Raw genomic sequence first — 19,422 nt, 5'->3', positions numbered from 1 at the left:
TTATCCTTTCGTGACTTACAGGATGACGTACGGTCCTGTCCCGCGGGACCTGTGGCGGAACCGCGGGGACGGAGGGACGAGGGAGATGGCAGCGGCCAGGGCCAGGAGCGAGGAGCGGCGCGCGGAGATCCTGCGCGCGACCCTCGAAGTGATCGCCGAACGCGGCTACCGGGGCGCGTCGCTGGGGGCGGTGGCCGAGCGCGTCGGCCTCACCCAGCAGGGCCTGCTGCACTACTTCCCGACCAAGGAGGCCCTGCTCGTCGCGGTCCTGGAGGAGCGGGACCAGTGGGACACCGGCGGCACCCGGGAGGGCTGGCGTCTGGACCTGCTCGACGCGCTCGTCGAGTACAACGCCATGCGCCCCGGCATCGTGCAGACCTTCTCCGCGCTGCTCGGCGAGAGCGTGACGGAGGGGCACCCGGCCCGGCAGTTCTTCACCCACCGGTACACGCAGGTGCGCGGCGAGATGGCCAAGGTGCTGCGCGCGGAGTTCGGCGAGCGGCTGCCGGGCGGCCTCACGCCCGAGCAGGCCGCGCCGCTGCTGACGGCGGTGATGGACGGGCTGCAGTACCAGTGGCTGCTGGATCCGGAGGCGGTCGACATGCCCGCCGCGTTCCGTGACTTCATGAGGCTACTGGGGGCGCGGTAGCGGGAGTTACGGGTGTGCCGGGATACTTCCGGCACCCCGCATCCGACGGAAGGACTCCCGTGTCACGTTTACGCACGGCCATCGGCGCCACCCTCGCCGCACTCACCCTGGGCATCCTGGGGCTGCCGGCGGTGACCCCCGCCTCGGCCGCTCCGGCCCCGCCCCTCTCCCCCACGGTCGAGGAGGCCCGCCTCGACAAGGCGGTGCCGCGGGAGATCCTGCGCCGCAGCGGATTCGACGGCGTGGCACCGGAGTTCGCGGCCGCGCTGTCGGACGCACGGTCGTACACCGCGGCCGAGCGGGCCGTCGTACGGCACGGGTCACGGCTGTGGCAGCGGGCCGTGGACCGGGCACAGGGCCGTGGGCCGGCCGGCGGGGATCTGGCCCGCGACGACGACCGCCCGCTGTACTGGTCCCGGCTCGGCATGACCCGCGAGCTGCGCTCCTGGCAGCCCCGCTTCGCTCTCACCGGTGACGAACGGGCCCGTCTGCTGGACCGGCTGGAGGTCACCTCCCGGGGACAGGACACGATCCGCCACCCGTCCGGCAAGGGGGTCAAGCGGGTCCTGATGACCGGCTTCGACCCGTTCACGCTGGACCGGGACATCCGCATCAGCAATCCGTCGGGCGCGGCGGCGCTGGCGCTGGACGGCACGCTGATCCGCACCGCGGACGGCCGGCTCGCCCGTGTGGAGACCGCCGTCTTCCCGGTGCGCTGGCAGGACTTCGCCGACGGCACCGTCGAACGCACCCTGCGCCCGCACCTGTCCCGGCTGGACGCCTTCACGACGGTGAGCCAGGGCCGGGTGGGCCGCTTCGACATCGAGCGGTACAACGGGGCGTGGCGGGGCGGCTTCCCCGACAACGAGAACCTCTCCGTGACGGGCGGGGTGCCGGTGGGCGACCCGGCGACCCAGCCGCAGTGGACCACCACGACGCTCCCCCACCGGGAGATCGTCGCGGCGGACACGGGAGGCTTCCCGGTGTACGACAACACGTCGGTGACCGAGGTCCCGGCCGGCGGCACGGGCCCGGTGGTCCGGCCCGACGGCCCGACCCCCGGCTCGGCGGCCCGCGCGGGCGGCGGCGGGGACTACCTCTCCAACGAGATCGCCTACCGCGCGACGCTGCTGCGCGACCGCCTCGGCCTGACGGAACTGCCGGGGGGCCATGTGCACACACCCGTCCTGCGGTTCGGCGCGGGCAACACGGACGCGGTGACGGACCCCGACTTCCTGCGCGAACGGGCGGCGATCACCGCCCAGGTCAGGACGATCATCGCGGTGGCGGCGGGCTGACGCCGACGGCCTTCACCCTTGAGATCCATCTTTCCCGAACCCCGAACCGGTACCCAGTCGCTCCAGTACGCTCAGGCCTTCTCGGCAACTCATGCGCGTGGGGGTGTACATGGGGTTGAAGACCGGCGACCGGATTCTGCACAGTCGCTACGAGCTCATCAAACCGATCGTCCGGGGTGACGCGAAAGAACAAGCCGGCGTGCAGACCTGGTTCGCCATTGGCGAGAGCCGCCCTTATCTGCTGAAGGCGTGGCCCTACAACAAGGACGACCCCGACGCACTGGACGTCAATCGGGCACTCTGGGACGCCGAGCTGCGCACGCTTTACCGGGCCTGCAGTTCCCCCGGCGCCGAGAATTCACTGCTCGTCCTCACGGAAGCAGGTGTGGACAAGGAGAACAACCTCCTTGTCATGGTTCTCGAGGCGCCGGGGTACGCGTGTCTCGCCACCGAACTCGCCGACAACCGGGAGGCGCATCCGTGGCTGGCTCCGGAAAACGCGGACGCTCGCAAGGACTTATGGAAGGGGCTCCAGAACCTGGTCGAGGGACTGCACCTTCTCCACGAACAACAGGTACTGCACACCGGGGTGTCGGCCGAGAACGTCTTCCTGGACCCCGTCGAAGGAGCCGAGTCGCTTCGGCTGGGAGGCTTCGAATGGAGCATGCGCCTGGGAACCGGAACGATCCGGGGCGCCGAACCGCACTGGGGGACGCCCCCGGAGGCCGTCGGCAGCGGGCGCGTCTACGGCCCCGACGGTGACTGGTTCGGCCTGGGCATGCTGGCAGCCAGGTGCCTGTTGCCCCTGGAGCACCTCAACCGGAACGCGCCCACTCCGCAGGCGCGGCACAGTCAGGTCCTCAGCAAGGTCGAGAAGGCCAAGTCGCTCCTGACCGACGCGGAGCGGGACCTGCTGCTACGACTGATCGCGCCGTCCCCGCAGGACCGGCTGACCCGTCACGAGGACATCGCCGCGTGCATTGAGGACATCAGCAACCGGCTGGGCCGCCCCGCGGGTCTCACCACCGCGGAGGAACGCCATCTCCTCATGGTCGACCCGAAGAACACAGCACTCGTCGACGCCGCCCTGGACGCCGGTCTCAGGGAAGAGCTGGGGCTGAAATCCACGGCGATGTTCAACTGGCGCGATGCGGAACACGCGGCTTCTCTGGTGCGATTCATCCAGCGGGATCTCAACGAACAGGGCGCCCGCCTGTACACGGTCCGCAACCAGAACTTCCTCATTCTGGTGGGGAACATGCTCCAGCTCAAGATCGGCCCTTATGCGGACCATGGCGCCGGCGAAACCGAGCCGAGTTGGAAACGGGCGCGCTGCCTGGGCGTCGGTGAACTGCGCGGCGCTTCGGAAGACGGCGTCACGGCGTTTCCCCAGGGCAGCATCACCGTCCTCAACATTCTGCAGAACATTCGGGCCACAGAACCGACGCTGCTCCTGACAGCGACAAGTTGGGAACGCCGGCTCCCACGGCACGACGAGGCAGCCGAGCAACGGAAGGAGCTGAAGAAATTCTGCGACTTCGTACGGGTCACCAATCAGATCGAACTCCTCTTCCGTGATGCCGAACTCTTCGCCTACCGAGTGATCGACCAGTCCGTCACCCCGGACGGCAAGGAAGAGATCACCATCGAGGAGATGGAACGGTCCCGCCCGGTCATGCGGCTGCTGCAAGTGGATGGCGGCATGGCCGAGTACCTTCAGCGCGAGCGGGAGAACACCACCAAAATCGATGCCGATCTCGTCATGCTCACGGGACTGCAACACGATTCGCTGGCCACCCCGCCGGCCGGGATCTCATCCGTGTGGTCGGTGACGCGCGTGGACGTCGGGCGCCGCCAGGCCCAGCTCGTGCGGACGGAAGTCGGACTCAACTCCGTACCCGTGCCGGAGTACGGACTCCTGCGCAGCAGCGGCATGGAAGGCCAGATCCGGGCCATCAAGCGGCGCAAGGAGGCCATCGACCAACTCCACAACCACACGTACCTGCTGCGCAGCCTGGCCAACCCCGGCGAGATCTTCATGGATACCGGAGAGGCCGAGCTTCCGGTCCGGCTCGACGGCAAGAAGGTCGACGACAGCAAACAGGCCGTCATCCAGGACGTCCTGCGCGTGCGGCCCATCTACGCGCTCCAGGGGCCACCCGGTACGGGGAAGACCACCACAGTCGCGTGGTTGTTGCGGCAGATCCTGCAGGAAGACCCGGTGGCTCAGATCCTCGTCACCGCTCAGGCGCACGGCGCGGTGGACGTGCTCTGGTCGAAGGTCACGGACGAGGCATTCAGCGGCGTACCCGACGACCGAAAGCCGCTGGCCGTGCGGCTGGGCCACAAGCGGACCAACGACGACACACCGCCCGAAGGCTCCGTGGACCAGGTCGTCCGCAAAATCCTCACGGGCGCGGTGGCAAGGCTCGAACGGCTCCCCCAGCGGTCACCGATCCAGGACTCCTGGCTGACCGCCTGCCGTGCCATGCTGGCCGAGCTGAGCACCCAGCAGCACGGAGCCTCTCTTCCGGACTTCCGCAAGCTGGTGAAACGCGGCGCGAGCCTGACCTTCTGCACCACCAACGCCGGTGAGCTGGAGGGCCTGTCCGCGGAGCTGAGCTTCGACTGGTCCATCGTCGAGGAGTCCGGCAAGGTACACGGCTTCGACCTCGCCCTCCCCCTCCAGGCGGGGCACCGCTGGCTGCTCATCGGCGACCACAAGCAGCTCCCTCCGTACCGCGACAAGAACTACTTCGATGCTGTGGATCGTCTGGACCAGGTGGTCGAGAGCCTCAGTGCACTGCCCGACAACGCCGCGCGACTGTTGGACCGTGACTTCATCAGGACATGGCGGGACTGGGACGAGACCGAGCGTGAGGAATTCACGGCGTACTGCAAGGACTGGCTGAAGGTCTTCGAGACCATCTTCGACAATTGCGGCTACGCCCTGGGGGGACGCAGCAAGGCCAAACGCATCATGACCGGCCATCTCCCCGGGCAAGCGGCAGCGGCCGGAATGCTGTCGGTGCAACACCGGATGCATCCGGACATCGGGGATTTGATCTCCGACGCCTACTACGGAGGCTCCCTGCGTGGCTCGACGAGAGGGCCGGAAGGCCAGCCGCTCCCGCGTGTGACCCATCCCTTCGTCGAGCCCTCCGGGATCGGCGGCAAGGCCATCGTGTGGATCGACACCCCATGGAGCGATGCCGGACAGCACGCCGGGGAATGGGGCTCGTCCGCCAGCGGCAGGCGGGTCCCTCGCTACATCAATCCGGCGGAGGCCCACGCACTGCGCGCCTTCATCGAACAGCTGGGAGTCGCGCAGGGTGCGGTTCTCGACAAGGAACTGAGCCTGAGCGTCCTGTCGCCCTACAGCCAGCAAGTCGGTTACCTCCAGCGCACGCTGCGCGGCACTCGACTGCCGCGTGGAGTGCAGTTCGCCGAGCGGAAACGGCAGCGCTCCGACCGGTCCACACTGACGGGCTTCTTCACCGTCGACTCGTTCCAGGGAGACCAGTCGGACATCATCGCGGTCAGCCTCGTGCGCAACAACCGGGACGCCACCGAGAACCGCGGTCAGAGCATGGGCTTCCTCAGGGACGCGGCCCGGTTGAACGTATTGCTCTCGCGTGCGGAGCGGCTGCTCGTACTCGTCGGCTCGTGGGATTTCTTCCAGCATCAAACAGCGCTGATTGAGATCGACCAACAGGAGCGCGAACTGTGGCACTGGAAACGGGTCCTGACACACCTGGAGGCGTGGTCGGGCGAGTCGGAGAAGCGTGTGCTCCGCCTGCCCGCCGATCTCACCTCCTACCAGGAGCCGACGGTGGGCGAGGTCCTCGGCGGCCGTCACTCGGGGGCACGACGATGATCCTTCTGGTGCCGGTGAGCCGGTTCAGCGTGCCCTACGAGGTGGGGGCCGGCCGACCGTACTCCGAGCTCGAGGTACTGGTGTGCCGGATGATCGCCGAGGCGTCCCAGCCGGTGACTCTCACCCGGTTGCGGGAGACCTTCGCCGTGCACGACCGACTGCTCATCGAGAGCGTCGTGACCCTCGTCCGAGCCGGTTGGGCCGCCATGGCAACGGGCGAGGGGCTGGTCATCACCGAGCAGGGCGCCGAGTCCGTGACCTCCGGCCGGCGGCCACAGACCCAGGTCGTACGGAAGGCGCATGCGAGCCTGTACATGGAACGGGTCTGCGGACTGGTCGAGCGGGAAGCGCAAGCCGGGCTGAACGTCCGCAAGAAGGACGACTTGAGGCGCGTGCTGGGGCGTGAACGGTTCGAAAGGTCGACGATGCGGGTGCGTAATCCGCGCAACAGCGTGTCCATCGGCCAGGCACAGGGCCTGCTGCGCCACAGGCCCGACGAGTGGATCCGTTGGGTCGGCGAACCCAGCATGTGGACGCGGAACAATGAGTTCGTGCCGGTGCACGTGGACCTGGAGGACCGGATCGTCACCGGGCTCCCCCGAACCTGGGAACCCCTGTTGACCGATGTCCTGCTGCGGGAGGCGGAGCAGCGGGCGGAGGACCTGGAGGGCGATGTCCCGGCCACCGACGTCCGGTCCCTGCTCCCGCAGCAGTCCCGCGGAACACGGTCGGAGCCTCCCGCGCTGCCGCTCTGTCCGGGTGGGGCGAGGCTGCTCACCACGGAGCGGGAGTACCGCGAAACAGTACTGCGGGCCATCGAGTCCGCCCAGTCGTCGGTCCTGATCACGGCTCCGGCCGTGAACGGGGCGGTGGTGACCGAGTGGGAGCAGGCACTCAGCGCCGCAGTCCGTCGTGGGGTGGCCGTCGACCTGCTGTGGGGCGTCGAGGACGAGGATTCGCCCGGGCTGAAAGGGGGCGGTCGTGCCCAGTTGGTGCGCATCGCCGCCGCCACGGCATCGGGCCCTACGCGAAGACTGAGGTTCAACGACCGCCCCGCAAGCATCGTGAGCCAGGTCGTCATCACCGACGGAGGCCTGGGCACGGGAGACCCGCACCAGGTCACCGCGCTGATCGGCGGACCTCCGCTGCTCCACCGCTCCGAGCCCGAAACGCGGGAATCCGAGGCCCTCCTGCTGTCCGACGCCCGAGCCGCTGCTCACGTGGCCCGTGCCGCGGCCGGCTGGTGGTCGGCGCTGCCGGGAGAGGTCCACTCGGCCGCCGACCGCTGGCGGCACCTGGCCTCACAGTGGGGCGAAGCCGCCGCGACCAGTGCGCGGCAGACTCCGTTCGCCGACGACGTGACGGAGAACACGAACACCGTGCGCATCGTCCTGGACGGCAACTGTGCCCTGCTCGACGTGGATACGGCCCCGACGGGGCACGTTGTCCGCGCCTATGCCCGGACGCCGGAAAATGAGAGGCCGGTACCGGACGGCGCCATCGCCGTGCAGGTCAACGGACCTTCCTGGGACCGCGACCCCGCACACGCTCCCATGGGGTGACGAAAGTGGGCTGCGGTACGCCGGATGCCCCAGCGGGATCTTCCCGCTGGGGCACCTGGGACGGGGCGGGCGCGGCGATCAGATCCCTGGTGCGCCCGGCCGCCCCTGCTTGTCCATGGAGTACACCGACGGGGCCGGGGCCGTCGGTGGATACTGCGGCTGCCGCGGCTCCGGCTGCCCCACAAGATCGCGGGCCATCAGCGTCGCGCCCGCCACCGCGCCCGGCATCAGGAAGACCGCGAGGAACGGCACCAGGAAGGCCAGGGTCAGCGGCACGCCGAAGCCCAGGGTCATCATGCGGCGGCCGCGCAGCAGCGCCAGGCGCTCCTTCAGTTCGATGCCGCGCCGCTGGAGCGCCACCGAGGTGAGCTCCTGGGCGAGGAAGAACCCGGAGACGCAGAAGCCGATCGCGGGGACGAGCGTCTGGCCGACGACCGGGATGAAGCCGCACGCGAAGAGGAGCACCCCGTAGAACGCGACGCGAAGCAGCACCCACAGGCTGTCCCGGGCGGAGATCAACAGCTCGCGCCAGAGCGGCAGCCCCGACTCGGGGACGTCGCCGCCCTCGGTGCGGTCGACCTCCTCGGAGAGCGACTCGTAGAAGGGCTGGCCGACCAGCAGCGTCACCGCCGTGAAGGTGATCACGGCGAGGAACAGGCCGAAGACGAAGACCAGAGCGGTCAGGAAGCCGCGGAAGAGACCCTGCCAGGGCGAGGACCAGTCGTCCGCGAAAGGCGTGGCCCACGCGGTCAGGTCGTCGGCGCCGAACGCCAGACCGACCAGCGCGCCGCCGTAGAGCACCAGGGCGACCAGGCCGGGCAGCAGCCCGAAACCGAACCACCGGCCGTGCCGGCCGACCCACCGCTGGCCCTTCATCAGATAGCCGAAGCCCACCCCGAGATCACGCATGGGGTCACTGTATCGGCCTCTTGTTCCCGTCCCGCGAACACGGTAGACCCTGCCTACTGATCATTGCTGATCACCTTCGGAGGTCCATACGCATGGCGATACCCAGACCATTACTGATCACGACCGCCGTCACCGGTGCCGTTCTGCTCCTGCCGCCGCTCCCCGCCGCGGCCGCCCCCGGCCACGACGAGCCCCGCCCGGTGCGGGAACGGGGCGAGGAACAAGCGCGCTTCCCCCTGCCCGCCGCGCGGACCGCTCCGGCCGTGGAGCTCGACAAGGACACCGGCTACCCGCGCCGTACCGTCCTCGACGTCCCGCCCGCCGACCCGGCCGACAAGTCCATCAAGCTGGGGCTCACCCCCTACCACGGGCTGGCGCCCCAACTGAACGAGCTGCAGCGGCTCGGCGACCGGGTGAGCGTCGAGGTCGCCGGCCACTCGGCCGCCGGGCACGAGCTGTACCTCGTCACCGTCACCGCGCCGGAGAGCGCCGGACAGGCCCGCGAGCAGGAACGGATGCGCGAGCTCATCGAGAACGCGCCCGCTGCCGCCGCCAAGGACCGCCGCGTCAAGGCCGCGTACAAGACCCCCGTCTTCATCAACAACAACATCCACGGCAACGAGTGGGAAGGCACCGACGCCGCCCTGAGGCTCATCGAGCGGCTGGCGACGGCGAAGGACCGGGCGACCGCCGAGCTGCTGCGCACCACCCGCGTGTACCTCAACGTCACGGCCAACCCGGACGGGCGCATCGCGGGCACCCGCGCCAACGGCAACGGCTTCGACCTCAACCGGGACTTCATCACGGGTTCGCAGCCCGAGGCCCTCGCGATCCGCCGGATCGCCATCGACAAGCAGCCGGCCGTGATGCTGGACCTGCACGGGTACGTCAACGGCACGCTGATCGAGCCGACGACCCCGCCGCACGGCGAGAACTACGAGTACGACCTCTTCCTGAAGAACGCCTACGCGAACGCGCTCGGCATGGAGAAGGCCGTCAACAGCCTCGGCTACACCCCCGGGAAGGACGGCGTCGAGCCGGCCGTCATCCCCTTCCGGGACGAGCAGGAGGGCTGGGACGACTGGCCGCCGATCTTCACCCCGCAGTACATGCCGTTCCAGGGGGCGGTCGCCGCGCACACCGTCGAGTTCCCGATGGCCGTGAACAACTCGGAGTACGACTCGCTGCCGGTCGCCGAGCTGCGCCGGCGCGCCGCCGTCAACACGGACATCGCGGGAGCCGCCATGCGCGCGACCCTCGACCACACCCGCAGGCACCGCGCCTCCCTGATCGCCGACCAGATCGAAACGTTTCGGCGGGGTGCGGCCGGCGAGGCCCAGCGGCCGGTGTCGGAGAAGACCGTGCCGGGCGTGCCGGGTATCGGGCCGGAGGACGTGTACACCACGACCTTCCCGCGCGCGTACGTGATCCCGGCGGGCCGGAGCCAGCGTTCCGCGACGGCGGCGGCCCGGCTGGTGGACCACCTGGTCGCCAATGACGTCCGGGTCCGCCGGGCGAGCACGTCCTTCCGGGCGGCGGGGCGGACCTACCCGGCCGGTTCGTACGTCGTCGACATGCGCCAGCCCAAGCGGGGGCTCGCCAACGCCATCCTGGCGGAGGGCCGCGACATCAGCGCGGATGTATCGACCATGTACGACATCTCGGGCTGGAGTCTCGGTCTTCTCTGGGGCGCCACCGTCGAGAAGGTCGGCACCGGCCCGCTGCACGCCCCGGGCCGGCAGGTCACCGCGGCGGCGCCGGCCGGCGGGGTCGCCCCGCGGGGCGATCTGAAGCTGCGGCTGCGGGACCCCAAGGACATCGCGGCGGTCAACGCCCTGCTCGCGCAGGGCATCGGGGTGCGCAGGAGCGCCGACGGCTCGGCACTGGTGCCCGGCACGGTGCGGGGTGTGGCCGGAGTGCTCGCCGACCGGCTCGGGGTGCGGTTCGAGGCGACCCGGGAGCGGGGCGTCGCGCCGCTGCACCGTACGCGGGTGGCGGCGGCGCTGACCGCCGGTGAGCGGTTCGCGCTGCGCGAGATGGGCTTCGAGGTGCTGCCCGTGTCGACGGCCGTGCTCAACGGGGGCTTCGACTGGGCCCGGGCGGACGTGCTCTATGTATCGGCCGGACTGGACTACGGCGACCTGACACCGGCCGCGAAGAAGGCCTTCCACGCGAGCGGCGTCGATGTGGTCGGCGTCGGGGCGGAGGGGGCCGCGTTCAACACGGCGGCGGGCCTGCTTCCGGCGAAGCCCGTCGCGGGCAACGGCGACGCGAACGGTGTGGTGCGGGTGACCAACGCGGGTGGTGCGGTCACGGGCGGCGCCCCGCCGCACACCTTCGTCTACGCGCCGCTGTGGTTCACCGGCCTCGGCGCCGGAGTCCGGGTCGACCAGAAGTACGCCGCCGGCGGCCCGCTCGCGTCGGGCCACTGGCGTCCGGGCGACGACGGAAAGGGCGGCCCCTCGGACGCGGCAGGCAAGCCGTCCGTCGTCAGCGGCACCGCCGGCGGCGCGTCCGTGGTCCTCTTCGGCACGCAGCCGCTCTTCCGCGACCATCCGAAGGGACTGTTCGCCCAGGTGGGCCGGGCGCTGCTGAAGTGAGCAGAGGGCCGCACCCCGCGCGGGGTGCGGCCCTCGTCCGCTCAGACGGCCAGTTCGACCGTGATGTTGCCGCGGGTGGCCTTGGAGTACGGGCACACCTGGTGGGCCTTCTCGACGAGCTCCCGGGCCGTGGCGGCGCTCACGTTCGGGATCTTCGCGGAGATGCGGACGATGATGCCGAAGCCCTCGGCGTTCTTGCCGATGCCGACCTCGGCGGTGACCGTCGAGCCGGAGATGTCGGCGCCCTCCTGGCGGGCGACCACGCCGAGCGCGCCCTGGAAGCAGGCGCTGTACCCGGCGGCGAACAGCTGCTCGGGGTTGGTGCCCTCGCCGGAGCCGCCCATCTCCTTGGGCGGGTTGACGACGACGTCGAGCTTGCCGTCGTCGGTGGCGACGCGGCCGTCCCGGCCGTTCTCGGCCGTGGCGACGGCGGTGTACAGGACGTCGGACTGCTGGATCGACATGAAGAGGTTTCCTCCTGTGATGCGCCGCGACTCGCGCCCACGATCGCGACGGCCTGGAGGTGAGCCTAACGGGTGAGCGAAACGATCATCTTCCCGGTGTTGTCGCCCCGGAGCAGACCGAGGAAGGCGTCGACGCCGTTCTCCATGCCCTCGACCACGGTCTCGTTGTACTTCAGCTCCCCTGCGGCCAGCCAGCCCGCCACTTCCCTGACGAACCGCGGCTGAAGGGCGGCGTGGTCGTTCACCAGCATGCCCTGCAGGCGCAGCCGCTTGCCGATGATCAGCGCGAGGTTGCGCGGACCGGGCGCCGGCTCGGTGTCGTTGTACTGGGCGATCATGCCGCAGATGGTGGCGCGGCCACCGACGTTGAACGACGAGATCGCGGCCTCCAGGTGGTCGCCGCCGACGTTGTCGAAGTACACGTCGATGCCGTCGGGCGCCGCCTCCCTCAGCTGCCGGGCGACCGGGCCGCTCTTGTAGTTGAAGGCCGCGTCGAAGCCGTACTCCTCGACCAGCAGCTTGACCTTCTCGTCCGAGCCGGCCGAGCCGATGACCCGGGAGGCGCCCTTGAGCCGGGCCATCTGGCCGACCTGGCTGCCGACGGCGCCCGCGGCGCCGGACACGAAGACCACGTCACCCTCCTTGAAGGAGGCGACGTCGAAGAGGCCCGCGTACGCGGTCAGCCCGGTCATGCCCAGCACACCCAGGTAGGCGGAGAGGGGCGCCACGGAGGCATCCACCTTCACCGCGTGCCTGGCGCCGACCTCGGCGTACTCGCGCCAGCCCAGCCCGTGCAGCACATGGTCGCCCACCGCGAAGCCCTCCGCCTCGGAGGCGATCACCTCGCCCACCGCGCCGCCCTCCATCGGGTGGTCCAGCTTGAAGGGAGGCACGTACGACTTCACGTCGTTCATCCGGCCCCGCATGTAGGGGTCGACCGAGAAGTGCAGGTTGCGGACGAGGACACGCCCCTCGCCCGGCGCGGTGACCGGGGCCTCACGGAGTGCGAAGTCCTCGGGCTTCGGCCAGCCGTGGGGACGGGCGACGAGGTGCCATTCACGGCCGGACGCGGGAAGAGCAGACATTGTGGTGCCTCCAAAAGCTTCACTACCTGAAACAACCATGCCCCTCAATATTTCAGGTTGTCAACCAAACGGCTATCCTCGTTCCATGCCCAGACGCACAGACCCGCTGACCCTCGAAGTGGTGGAGCTCATCGGCACGATCGTGGCCCGCTACCACGAGGAGTACGAGGAGGCCGCGGCGCAGCACGCGCTGACCGGCGCGCAGGCGCGCGTTCTGAGCCTGCTCGCGCTGGACCCCATGCCGATGCGGCGGATCGCGCAGTCGCTGCGCTGCGAGCCGTCGAACGTGACGGGAATCGTGGACCGCCTGGAGGCACGCGGGCTCGTGGAGCGCCGCCCGGACCCGGCGGACCGCCGCGTCAAGCTGGCGGCCCCGACGGAAGAGGGACGCAGGACGGCACGGCACTTGCGGGAATCGCTGGACTTCGCGCGGGAGCCGCTGGCGGGGCTGTCGGAGGAGGAGCGGGCGGTGCTGCGGGATCTCCTGCGCCGCGTCCTGGGCTGACCCGGGCTCCGCCCCGGCCCCCCGTTCGTCCGCGGACCGCGGTCCCGCCGCGCCCACCCTCCCCCGAGCTCCCAGCTTCACGCGAGCAGGGGGACCCCGTCGTTCCAGCGGAACGACTGCCCACAACGGGGTGGACTCGGCGGCCCGCCGACCACCCGAGTGGCCCACAACCGGACCGGAGCACCGGACCGCACCCAGTCGGCAACCGGAGCGACGGGCCACAACCAGACACGAGCCGCGGGCGGCAGTCGACGCAGGGGTGGGGACGTGCAGGGTCGTCCCCGCAGGGGATGGCGGCCGGGAAACGGCTCCCTCACCAAGTAACCCCAGACCGTCGGCCCCGTGGGGGTGCCCCCTCTGGGGGAGAGTCGAGCCCGGAGGGGCCACACCCCCCACCCCCGGCAGGCACACAGGCCGCACCCGGGAACGGGCGGCCCCACCCACCGGGCAGGCACCGCACCCGGCACCCGGAACGGAGCAGGCCCACCCACCGGAGGTCGCACCCGCGCGCTCGCGGAGCTAGATGCACCACCAGAGGAAGTAGTCGCACTCCTCGGCCGGCTCCGAAGGCGTCGGGCTGGGGGCGGCAGGCGGGGGCGGTGGTTGGTCGCCGGCCGGCGGGTCCGCGGGGTCGCCGTCCGAGCCTCCGGCACCCGGGTCGCCCTTGCCGGGCCCGTCGGTTCCGGGCGGACCGGGGTCGGACGAGGACGACGGCCGCTCGCCACCGGGTACGCCCGAGCGGGCCGGCGCACCGCCGCCGGATCCCGTCAACTCGCCGTCGCCCCCTCCGGCGGCCTCACCGCCGCGGCCCTCGCCGTCGCCGTCCTCGGTCGGGCCGGGCGGCGGTGACTCCACCGAGACGGGTTCGTCCACCGGGCTGGGCTCGTCCGGTCCGGCCGATCCGTCCGGCTGCTCCGCGTCGCTCGACGGCTGGTCGGGCGCCGGTTCGGCCGTGACCGGGTCCTCCACCCGAACGGCCGTCGCCTCGCGACCCTCGTCGGGGTCCTCGATGGCGAGTTCGGCCAGGCTCAGCGCCCCGGCCGCCAGGACGAGCCCCAGCACGCCGATCAGCACCTTGCGCCCGCGGCGCCGGCGGGCCCGGCGGACCCCGGCCTTGCGGGCGCGCCGCGCCGGCTGCGGGCGGGCAGGCCGAGCGGTGCGGGCACGTCGGTGCACCGCGGGCGGCTCGTCCTCGTCCCGTTCCAGCTCGTAGACGTGGTGGTCCGCCGCGGATTCCTGGGGGGCTTGGTGCCGCAGCTCCTCGATCGGGGTACCGCACCCGGCGCAGGCCAGAGCTCCGTTGAGGTGCCGCTGACACTGGTGGCAGTAGTCCATGGCGCCCGCAGAGTATGCGGCGGCGGGACAACAGAGATAGGTGAGGTTGTGAGGATCCTGTGTGGAAAGGGCTTTCCCTCGGCGTGGCTGCTCGATTGAGCCGGAACGGGCAGGATGTCCGCATGAGTTCCACGACGCCCGCCTCGCCCTTCGGGCCGCTCGACTTCCAACTGGTCCTGTTGCGCCGGATGGCGGACCACCAGCCGGACCTTGTCGAGGACGCACGGCGTGAGCTGGGCGTTTCCCTGTCCGACATGAGGGAGGCGAACCGCCGCTGGCAGGCCATGGTGCGCTCGCCGAGGGGCCGTGGGGCGCTCTCGCGCTACCGGTCGGTACTGGGCGAGCCGGAGTCCCGCACCCGTCGCAGGATCGGGGACCTGGAGTGCGACGCGTTGCTGTGGCGGGTGCCGCTGTGGCCGGACCTCCGGTTCGAGGTGCTGGCGGCTCCGGGCGGCGCGGTGTGGAACGAGTGGCTCGTCAGGGCGCCGGGCGCGCCCGTCCCCGAGCTGCGTACGGCGGCGGATCTGCGCCCCTGGAGCTGCACCGTGGACGAGGTGTCGCGGGCCTTCGCGCCGGCCAGGCCGATGGAGGGCGACGCGCCGACCCGGTGGCGCCTGGCGTTCACGACGCCGGAAGGGACGGAGTGCGTCGCCGAGTTCACCTGGGGCCTGCTCCAGCGTCTGGTCCACCTGGACCGCCCCGGTGGATGAACGACGCACGCGGCCCAGGCGGATGAACACCGTCCGCCGCCGGAGCGGATGAACGGCGCGCCGTCCGGGCGGATGAACGACCCGTACCGCCCGAGCGAACGACCACCCCCACCCGCCCGCCGGATGATCAACCCGCCGCCCCGGACGGATCAACGCCCCCCGCCCGCCCGAGCGAACGACCACCCCCACCGCCCGAGCGGATGAACGGCCCCCGCCACCCCGCCGGATGAACAACCCACCACCCCGCCGGGTGAGCGGTCCCCCCGACCGGCTCAGCCCAGCGCGCGCCGGGCACCGGGCGATCGCACGATGCGAAGACGAACCGCTCTGGGAGGATCCGCCGTGACCGTCAGTCTTGAGCAGTTGCGCCGCTGCCACGTCGCCGTCGACCTGGGGGCCGCCCGGACCCGGGTGTTCGTCAAGGGAGTCGGCCTCGTCGTCGACGAGCCGAGCGTCGCCGCCGTCAACACCCGTACCGGCTCACTGATCGCCGTCGGCGAGTTCGCGGAGAAGATGACGGGGCGGACGCCGGACTACATCCGTGTCGCGCGTCCCGTGTCGGGCGGCACCGTCGTGGACATCGAGATGGCTCAGCGGATGCTGCGGCACCTGTTGGGTGAGAAGCTCCGCCGCCAGCTGCGCCGCAAGCCGATGCTGCGCGCGGCCGTCTGCACGCCGCACGGAAGCGACCCGCTGGCGCAGCGGGCGGCCATCGAGACGATGGTCGGGCTCGGCGCGCGTCGCGTGGAGCTGGTCGACACGCTCATCGCCGCCGCCGTCGGCTGCGGTCTGCCGGTGGAACAGCCCACCGCCACCATGATCATTGTGTGCGGGGCGGCGACGACCCAGGTCGCCGTGCTCTCGCTCGGCGCGATCGTCACCGCGGAGCGCATCCCGGTGGGTGGCAACGCCATCGACCACGCGGTCATCCAGTACCTGCGCCACCAGCACGAGCTGATGCTGCCGAGTCAGGCGGTGCGCCCGCTCCAGTTGGCCCTGCACGGCAACGGGCTGACCCCGCACGGGCCGGCCTCGACCGAGATCCACGGCCGGGACGTGGCGACGGGCCTCGCCCGCTCGGTGCAGGTCGACACGGCCGCGGTGCGCCAGGCGATCCACACCCCGCTGACCGCCGTGCTCGACGGCATCGGCAAGGTGCTGCGGGACTGCCCGCCCGATCTGGTCGCCGACCTCGTCGACCGCGGCATCATGATGGTCGGCGGGAGCGCGCTGCTGCCCGGGCTGGACCAGATGCTGCGCGACGCGACGGGCATGCCGGTGCACATCGCGGAACGGCCCGACATCTGCGCCGTACTGGGACTCGGCGCGATGCTGGAGGGGCGTATCCAGCCCCTCTCGCTGAACTCGCTCGCCGAAGCGGAGTGATCTCACCGCCGCACGGGCCGCCGGCCGTCCTCGAAGGGCGTCGTCAGCGAGGCGGGCGGCCCGCGCGGCTTCGTGCCGTCGTTGGTGATCCCACGGCCTGACCGGTGGCACATCCCGCCGGCCGCCCGGCCGGGGTGCCCTCCCGGGGTGGACAATGTGGCATCAGCAAGCCACCCAAGGAGGACGACGAGTGAGTGCGCTCTTCCCGGCCCTGGCCGCCGGATCGGACCGGCCCGCACTGCGTTTCGGATCACTGGAGCTGACGTACCGGCAAATGGCACTGGCCGTGGGCGGGTTGGCGGCGAGGCTCGGCGGAGCGGGTCGTGTCGCGGTGTGGGCCACGCCCGCTCCGGAGACGGCGGTCGCGGTGGTCGCCGCGCTGTTCGCCGGGGTCCCGGCCGTACCGCTCAACCCGAAGACCGGGGAGCGCGAACTGACGCACATCGTCACCGACAGCGCGCCCTCGCTGGTGCTGGCCGCGCCGGACGACGAACTGCCCGCCGCGCTGAGCGGTGTGCCCCGCCTCGACGTCGTCGTGGACGCGTGGACGGACAGCGCGCGGCCGGGTCCCGCGCTGCCCGAGGAACCGGGGGACCCCGAGGCGCCCGCGCTGATCGTCTACACCTCGGGCACGACCGGCCCGCCCAAGGGCGCCGTCCTTCCCCGCCGGGCGATCGCGTCGACGCTGGACGCCCTGCAGGAGGCCTGGGCCTGGACGGACCGGGACGTCCTGGTGCACGCCCTGCCGCTGTTCCACGTGCACGGGCTGATCCTGGGCGTCCTCGGCCCGCTGCGCCGGGGCGGCTCCGTGCGGCACCTGGGCAGGTTCACGACCGACGGGGTGGCCACGGAGCTCGCCGCGGGCGGCACGATGCTGTTCGGCGTGCCGACGATGTACCACCGTCTCGCCGAATCGCTGCCCTCGGAACCGGAGTTGGTGAAGGCCCTGGCCGGCGCGCGCCTGCTGGTGTCCGGGTCGGCGGCGCTGCCCGTCCACGACCATGTGCGCATCACGGCCGCGACCGGGCGGCGGGTGATCGAGCGGTACGGCATGACCGAGACCCTGATGAACACCAGCGTGCGGGTGGCTGACGGGGAGCCGCGGCCCGGCTCGGTCGGCGTCCCGCTGCGCGGTGTCCGGCTGCGGCTGGTCGAGGAGGACGGGTCGGAGATCACGGCGTACGACGGGGAGACGGTCGGCGAGATCCAGGTGCAGGGTCCGAACCTGTTCACGGAATACCTGAACCGGCCGGACGCGACGGCCGCCGCCTTCGACGGGGACTGGTTCCGCACCGGCGACATGGCGGTGCGGGACGCGGACGGTTCGGTGCGGATCGTGGGCCGCAAGGCCACCGACCTGATCAAGAGCGGCGGCTACAAGATCGGTGCCGGGGAGATCGAGAACGCGCTGCTGGACCATCCGGGCGTGCGGGAGGCGGCGGTGACCGGCGAGCCGGACGCCGATCTGGGTGAGCGGATCGTGGCGTGGATCGTTCCGGCCGACCCGGCGAGTCCGCCGGCCGAGAGCGAGCTGGCGGACCATGTGGCGGCTCAACTGGCCCCGCACAAGCGCCCTCGCACGGTGCGTTATCTGGACGTGCTGCCCCGCAACGACCTGGGCAAGATCATGAAGCGGGCGCTTCATGGCTGAGCGGCACGCCGGGCCCGGGCGGCTGACCGCCCGTGAGGCCATAGCGCTTCTCACCGACGACTTCACCGCGCACCGGCCGCCGCCGGCCCGGCCCACGGCGCCCGACGGGCCGCTCGCCTGGCACGGCTACGGCGCGGCGCGCGCCCGCGCGGTGGAGCGCACCGGCGAGGAGGAGTCGGTCGTGTACGGGACGGCGTCCGTCGCGGACCGGCCGTGCGTGGTGCTCGCTTTCGAGTTCGGCTTCCTGGGCGGGTCGCTGGGCGAGCACACCGGCGACCGGCTGGAGGCGGCCCACCGGCTGGCGCGCGAGCGGCGCTGCCCGCTGGTCTCTCTGGTGGCGACGGGCGGCAGCCGTATGCAGGAGGGCATGCTCGCCCTCACCCAACTGCAGCGGGTGGCCCGCGAGTCGGTGCTGTCGCGCGACGCGGGCGTTCCGCACATCGCCGTGTTGCGCGACCCCACCACGGGCGGCGGCTGGGCCACGCTCGGGGCGGGCGCCGATGTGATCCTGGCGCTGCCCGGCGCGCAGATCGGGTTCGCGGGGTCGCGCGTGCGGCCGGCGGACGCGGATCCGGCGGCGTACAGCGCGGAGGGGCAGCTGGCGTCGGGGCACATCGACGCCGTCGTCCGCCCGGAGGAGCTGCGCGACACCCTCGCGTTCTGGGTGACCGCGCTGGACAGCCCCTGGACGGGGCCCGCGCCGGTGCCGGACGCGCTGTCCGGTACGGGGCTGCCGGGGAGCGGCTGGGACGCGGTGCGCCGGGCCCGGGATGCCGCGCGGCCCCGGGCCGAGGCATACCTCGACGCGTACTTCGCCGCCCGGCTGCCGCTCGCGGGCGACCGCTGCGGCGGTACGGACCCGGGGCTGCTGTGCGGTGTGGGGATGCGCGACGGGCGGCCGGTCGCGTACGTCGCGCAGTGCGGCACCGCGACACGGCCCGCCGGTTACCGGACTGCGGCGCGGGTGATCCGGCTGGCCGACCGGCTGGGCATACCGGTGCTGACGCTCGTGGACACCCCGGGCGCGGCGAACGACGCCGACGCGGAACGGGCCGGCGCGGGTGCCGCGATCGCCGACGCGTTCGCGGCCGTGGCCGGCGCACGGGTGCCCGTGACGACGCTGCTGATCGGCGAGGGCGGTTCGGGCGGGGCGCTGGCTCTCGCCGCGCCCGGCCACACGTGGGCGACTCCGGACAGCTACTTCTCGGTGATCGCCCCGGAGCTCGCGGCGGCGATCCTCAAACGGCCGCCGGAGCGGGCGCCGGAGACGGCCGAACAACTGCGGCTGCGCCCGCAGGATCTGAGGGAGCTCGGTGTGGTCAGGGGGGTCGTGGGGGCCGTCGAGTGAGCTCGGCCCGGGCGAGTCCGTCGGGCCGGGTGCCCGGTGGGAC

At 71.6% G+C, this 19,422-nt stretch carries 14 protein-coding genes; 10 read left to right on the top strand and 4 right to left on the bottom strand.

Annotation, left to right across the window (positions count from 1 at the left end; translation table 11 throughout):
* The first annotated feature begins 85 nt into the window (after window positions 1-85).
* The 4 genes from ACY34K_RS08465 (at window position 86) to ACY34K_RS08450 (ending at window position 7,386) form a co-directional block, all read left to right on the top strand.
* Window positions 86-649 carry a TetR/AcrR family transcriptional regulator gene (locus ACY34K_RS08465; RefSeq protein ID WP_462745436.1) on the top strand — a complete coding sequence of 188 codons (564 nt, stop codon included), beginning with the start codon at window positions 86-88 and terminating at the stop codon, window positions 647-649.
* 59 nt (window positions 650-708) lie between these two features.
* The gene (locus ACY34K_RS08460) at window positions 709-1,947 is read left to right on the top strand and encodes a pyroglutamyl-peptidase I (protein ID WP_462745435.1); all 1,239 of its coding nucleotides are present in this window, start codon (window positions 709-711) and stop codon (window positions 1,945-1,947) included.
* Window positions 1,948-2,056: 109 nt separating this feature from the next.
* Window positions 2,057-5,824: an AAA domain-containing protein gene (locus ACY34K_RS08455; RefSeq protein WP_462745433.1), complete on the top strand. Its 3,768-nt coding sequence runs from the start codon at window positions 2,057-2,059 to the stop codon at window positions 5,822-5,824.
* Window positions 5,821-7,386: a phospholipase D-like domain-containing protein gene (locus ACY34K_RS08450; protein ID WP_462745432.1), complete on the top strand. Its 1,566-nt coding sequence runs from the start codon at window positions 5,821-5,823 to the stop codon at window positions 7,384-7,386. Before ACY34K_RS08455 ends, ACY34K_RS08450 begins: the two co-directional genes overlap by 4 nt.
* Before the next feature lie 78 nt (window positions 7,387-7,464).
* On the opposite strand, the gene ACY34K_RS08445 is transcribed toward ACY34K_RS08450, so the two are convergent.
* On the bottom strand, window positions 7,465-8,295 hold the full coding sequence (locus ACY34K_RS08445) for an EI24 domain-containing protein (protein ID WP_462745430.1): 831 nt from the start codon (window positions 8,293-8,295) through the stop codon (window positions 7,465-7,467).
* A gap of 92 nt (window positions 8,296-8,387) precedes the next feature.
* Between ACY34K_RS08445 and ACY34K_RS08440 the strand changes: the two genes are divergently transcribed.
* On the top strand, window positions 8,388-10,895 hold the full coding sequence (locus tag ACY34K_RS08440) for a M14 family zinc carboxypeptidase (protein ID WP_462745429.1): 2,508 nt from the start codon (window positions 8,388-8,390) through the stop codon (window positions 10,893-10,895).
* Window positions 10,896-10,936: 41 nt separating this feature from the next.
* Here the strand turns inward: ACY34K_RS08440 and ACY34K_RS08435 are convergent, their stop codons facing one another.
* Together ACY34K_RS08435 and ACY34K_RS08430 are read right to left on the bottom strand one after the other, a co-directional pair.
* Window positions 10,937-11,359 (bottom strand): organic hydroperoxide resistance protein, encoded by a 423-nt coding sequence (locus ACY34K_RS08435; RefSeq protein WP_462745428.1) that lies wholly within the window; start codon window positions 11,357-11,359, stop codon window positions 10,937-10,939.
* A 65-nt stretch (window positions 11,360-11,424) separates the two neighbouring features.
* Entirely contained in the window at window positions 11,425-12,444 is a 1,020-nt protein-coding gene (locus tag ACY34K_RS08430) for an NADP-dependent oxidoreductase (RefSeq protein ID WP_462745427.1), read from the bottom strand.
* 85 nt (window positions 12,445-12,529) lie between these two features.
* Here ACY34K_RS08430 and ACY34K_RS08425 point away from each other — a divergent pair, with 85 nt between their 5' ends.
* Window positions 12,530-12,949, top strand: coding sequence for a MarR family winged helix-turn-helix transcriptional regulator (locus ACY34K_RS08425; RefSeq protein ID WP_462745426.1), 420 nt, complete (start codon window positions 12,530-12,532; stop codon window positions 12,947-12,949).
* Between the two features lie 519 nt (window positions 12,950-13,468).
* Here the strand turns inward: ACY34K_RS08425 and ACY34K_RS08420 are convergent.
* Window positions 13,469-14,284 (bottom strand): SCO2400 family protein, encoded by an 816-nt coding sequence (locus ACY34K_RS08420; protein ID WP_462745425.1) that lies wholly within the window; start codon window positions 14,282-14,284, stop codon window positions 13,469-13,471.
* 122 nt (window positions 14,285-14,406) lie between these two features.
* Between ACY34K_RS08420 and ACY34K_RS08415 the strand changes: the two genes are divergently transcribed.
* The 4 genes from ACY34K_RS08415 (at window position 14,407) to ACY34K_RS08400 (ending at window position 19,379) form a co-directional block, all read left to right on the top strand.
* Window positions 14,407-14,994, top strand: a complete 588-nt coding sequence (locus tag ACY34K_RS08415) for a hypothetical protein (protein WP_462745424.1) — start codon at window positions 14,407-14,409, stop codon at window positions 14,992-14,994.
* 342 nt (window positions 14,995-15,336) lie between these two features.
* Window positions 15,337-16,380 (top strand): rod shape-determining protein MreB, encoded by a 1,044-nt coding sequence (gene mreB, locus ACY34K_RS08410; protein WP_462745423.1) that lies wholly within the window; start codon window positions 15,337-15,339, stop codon window positions 16,378-16,380.
* Window positions 16,381-16,570: 190 nt separating this feature from the next.
* Complete coding sequence (locus ACY34K_RS08405) at window positions 16,571-18,031, top strand: acyl-CoA synthetase (protein ID WP_462745422.1); 1,461 nt, start codon at window positions 16,571-16,573, stop codon at window positions 18,029-18,031.
* Complete coding sequence (locus ACY34K_RS08400) at window positions 18,024-19,379, top strand: carboxyl transferase domain-containing protein (RefSeq protein ID WP_462745421.1); 1,356 nt, start codon at window positions 18,024-18,026, stop codon at window positions 19,377-19,379. The genes ACY34K_RS08405 and ACY34K_RS08400 overlap by 8 nt, the downstream gene beginning before the upstream one ends.
* The last annotated feature ends 43 nt before the right edge of the window (window positions 19,380-19,422 follow it).

Source organism: Streptomyces sp. STAM6, assembly GCF_054963715.1.
The sequence above is the reverse complement of the archived record's forward strand: the minus strand, read 5'-3'. Positions and strand labels throughout refer to the sequence as shown.

Coding starts and splice junctions, on each gene's coding strand:
- ACY34K_RS08465 (WP_462745436.1), top strand. CDS start 86: ATGGCAGCGGCCAGGGCCAGGAGCGAGGAGCGGCGCGCGGAGATCCTG.
- ACY34K_RS08455 (WP_462745433.1), top strand. CDS start 2,057: ATGGGGTTGAAGACCGGCGACCGGATTCTGCACAGTCGCTACGAGCTC.
- ACY34K_RS08450 (WP_462745432.1), top strand. CDS start 5,821: ATGATCCTTCTGGTGCCGGTGAGCCGGTTCAGCGTGCCCTACGAGGTG.
- ACY34K_RS08445 (WP_462745430.1), bottom strand. CDS start 8,295: ATGCGTGATCTCGGGGTGGGCTTCGGCTATCTGATGAAGGGCCAGCGG.
- ACY34K_RS08440 (WP_462745429.1), top strand. CDS start 8,388: ATGGCGATACCCAGACCATTACTGATCACGACCGCCGTCACCGGTGCC.
- ACY34K_RS08435 (WP_462745428.1), bottom strand. CDS start 11,359: ATGTCGATCCAGCAGTCCGACGTCCTGTACACCGCCGTCGCCACGGCC.
- ACY34K_RS08430 (WP_462745427.1), bottom strand. CDS start 12,444: ATGTCTGCTCTTCCCGCGTCCGGCCGTGAATGGCACCTCGTCGCCCGT.
- ACY34K_RS08425 (WP_462745426.1), top strand. CDS start 12,530: ATGCCCAGACGCACAGACCCGCTGACCCTCGAAGTGGTGGAGCTCATC.
- ACY34K_RS08420 (WP_462745425.1), bottom strand. CDS start 14,284: ATGGACTACTGCCACCAGTGTCAGCGGCACCTCAACGGAGCTCTGGCC.
- ACY34K_RS08415 (WP_462745424.1), top strand. CDS start 14,407: ATGAGTTCCACGACGCCCGCCTCGCCCTTCGGGCCGCTCGACTTCCAA.
- ACY34K_RS08400 (WP_462745421.1), top strand. CDS start 18,024: ATGGCTGAGCGGCACGCCGGGCCCGGGCGGCTGACCGCCCGTGAGGCC.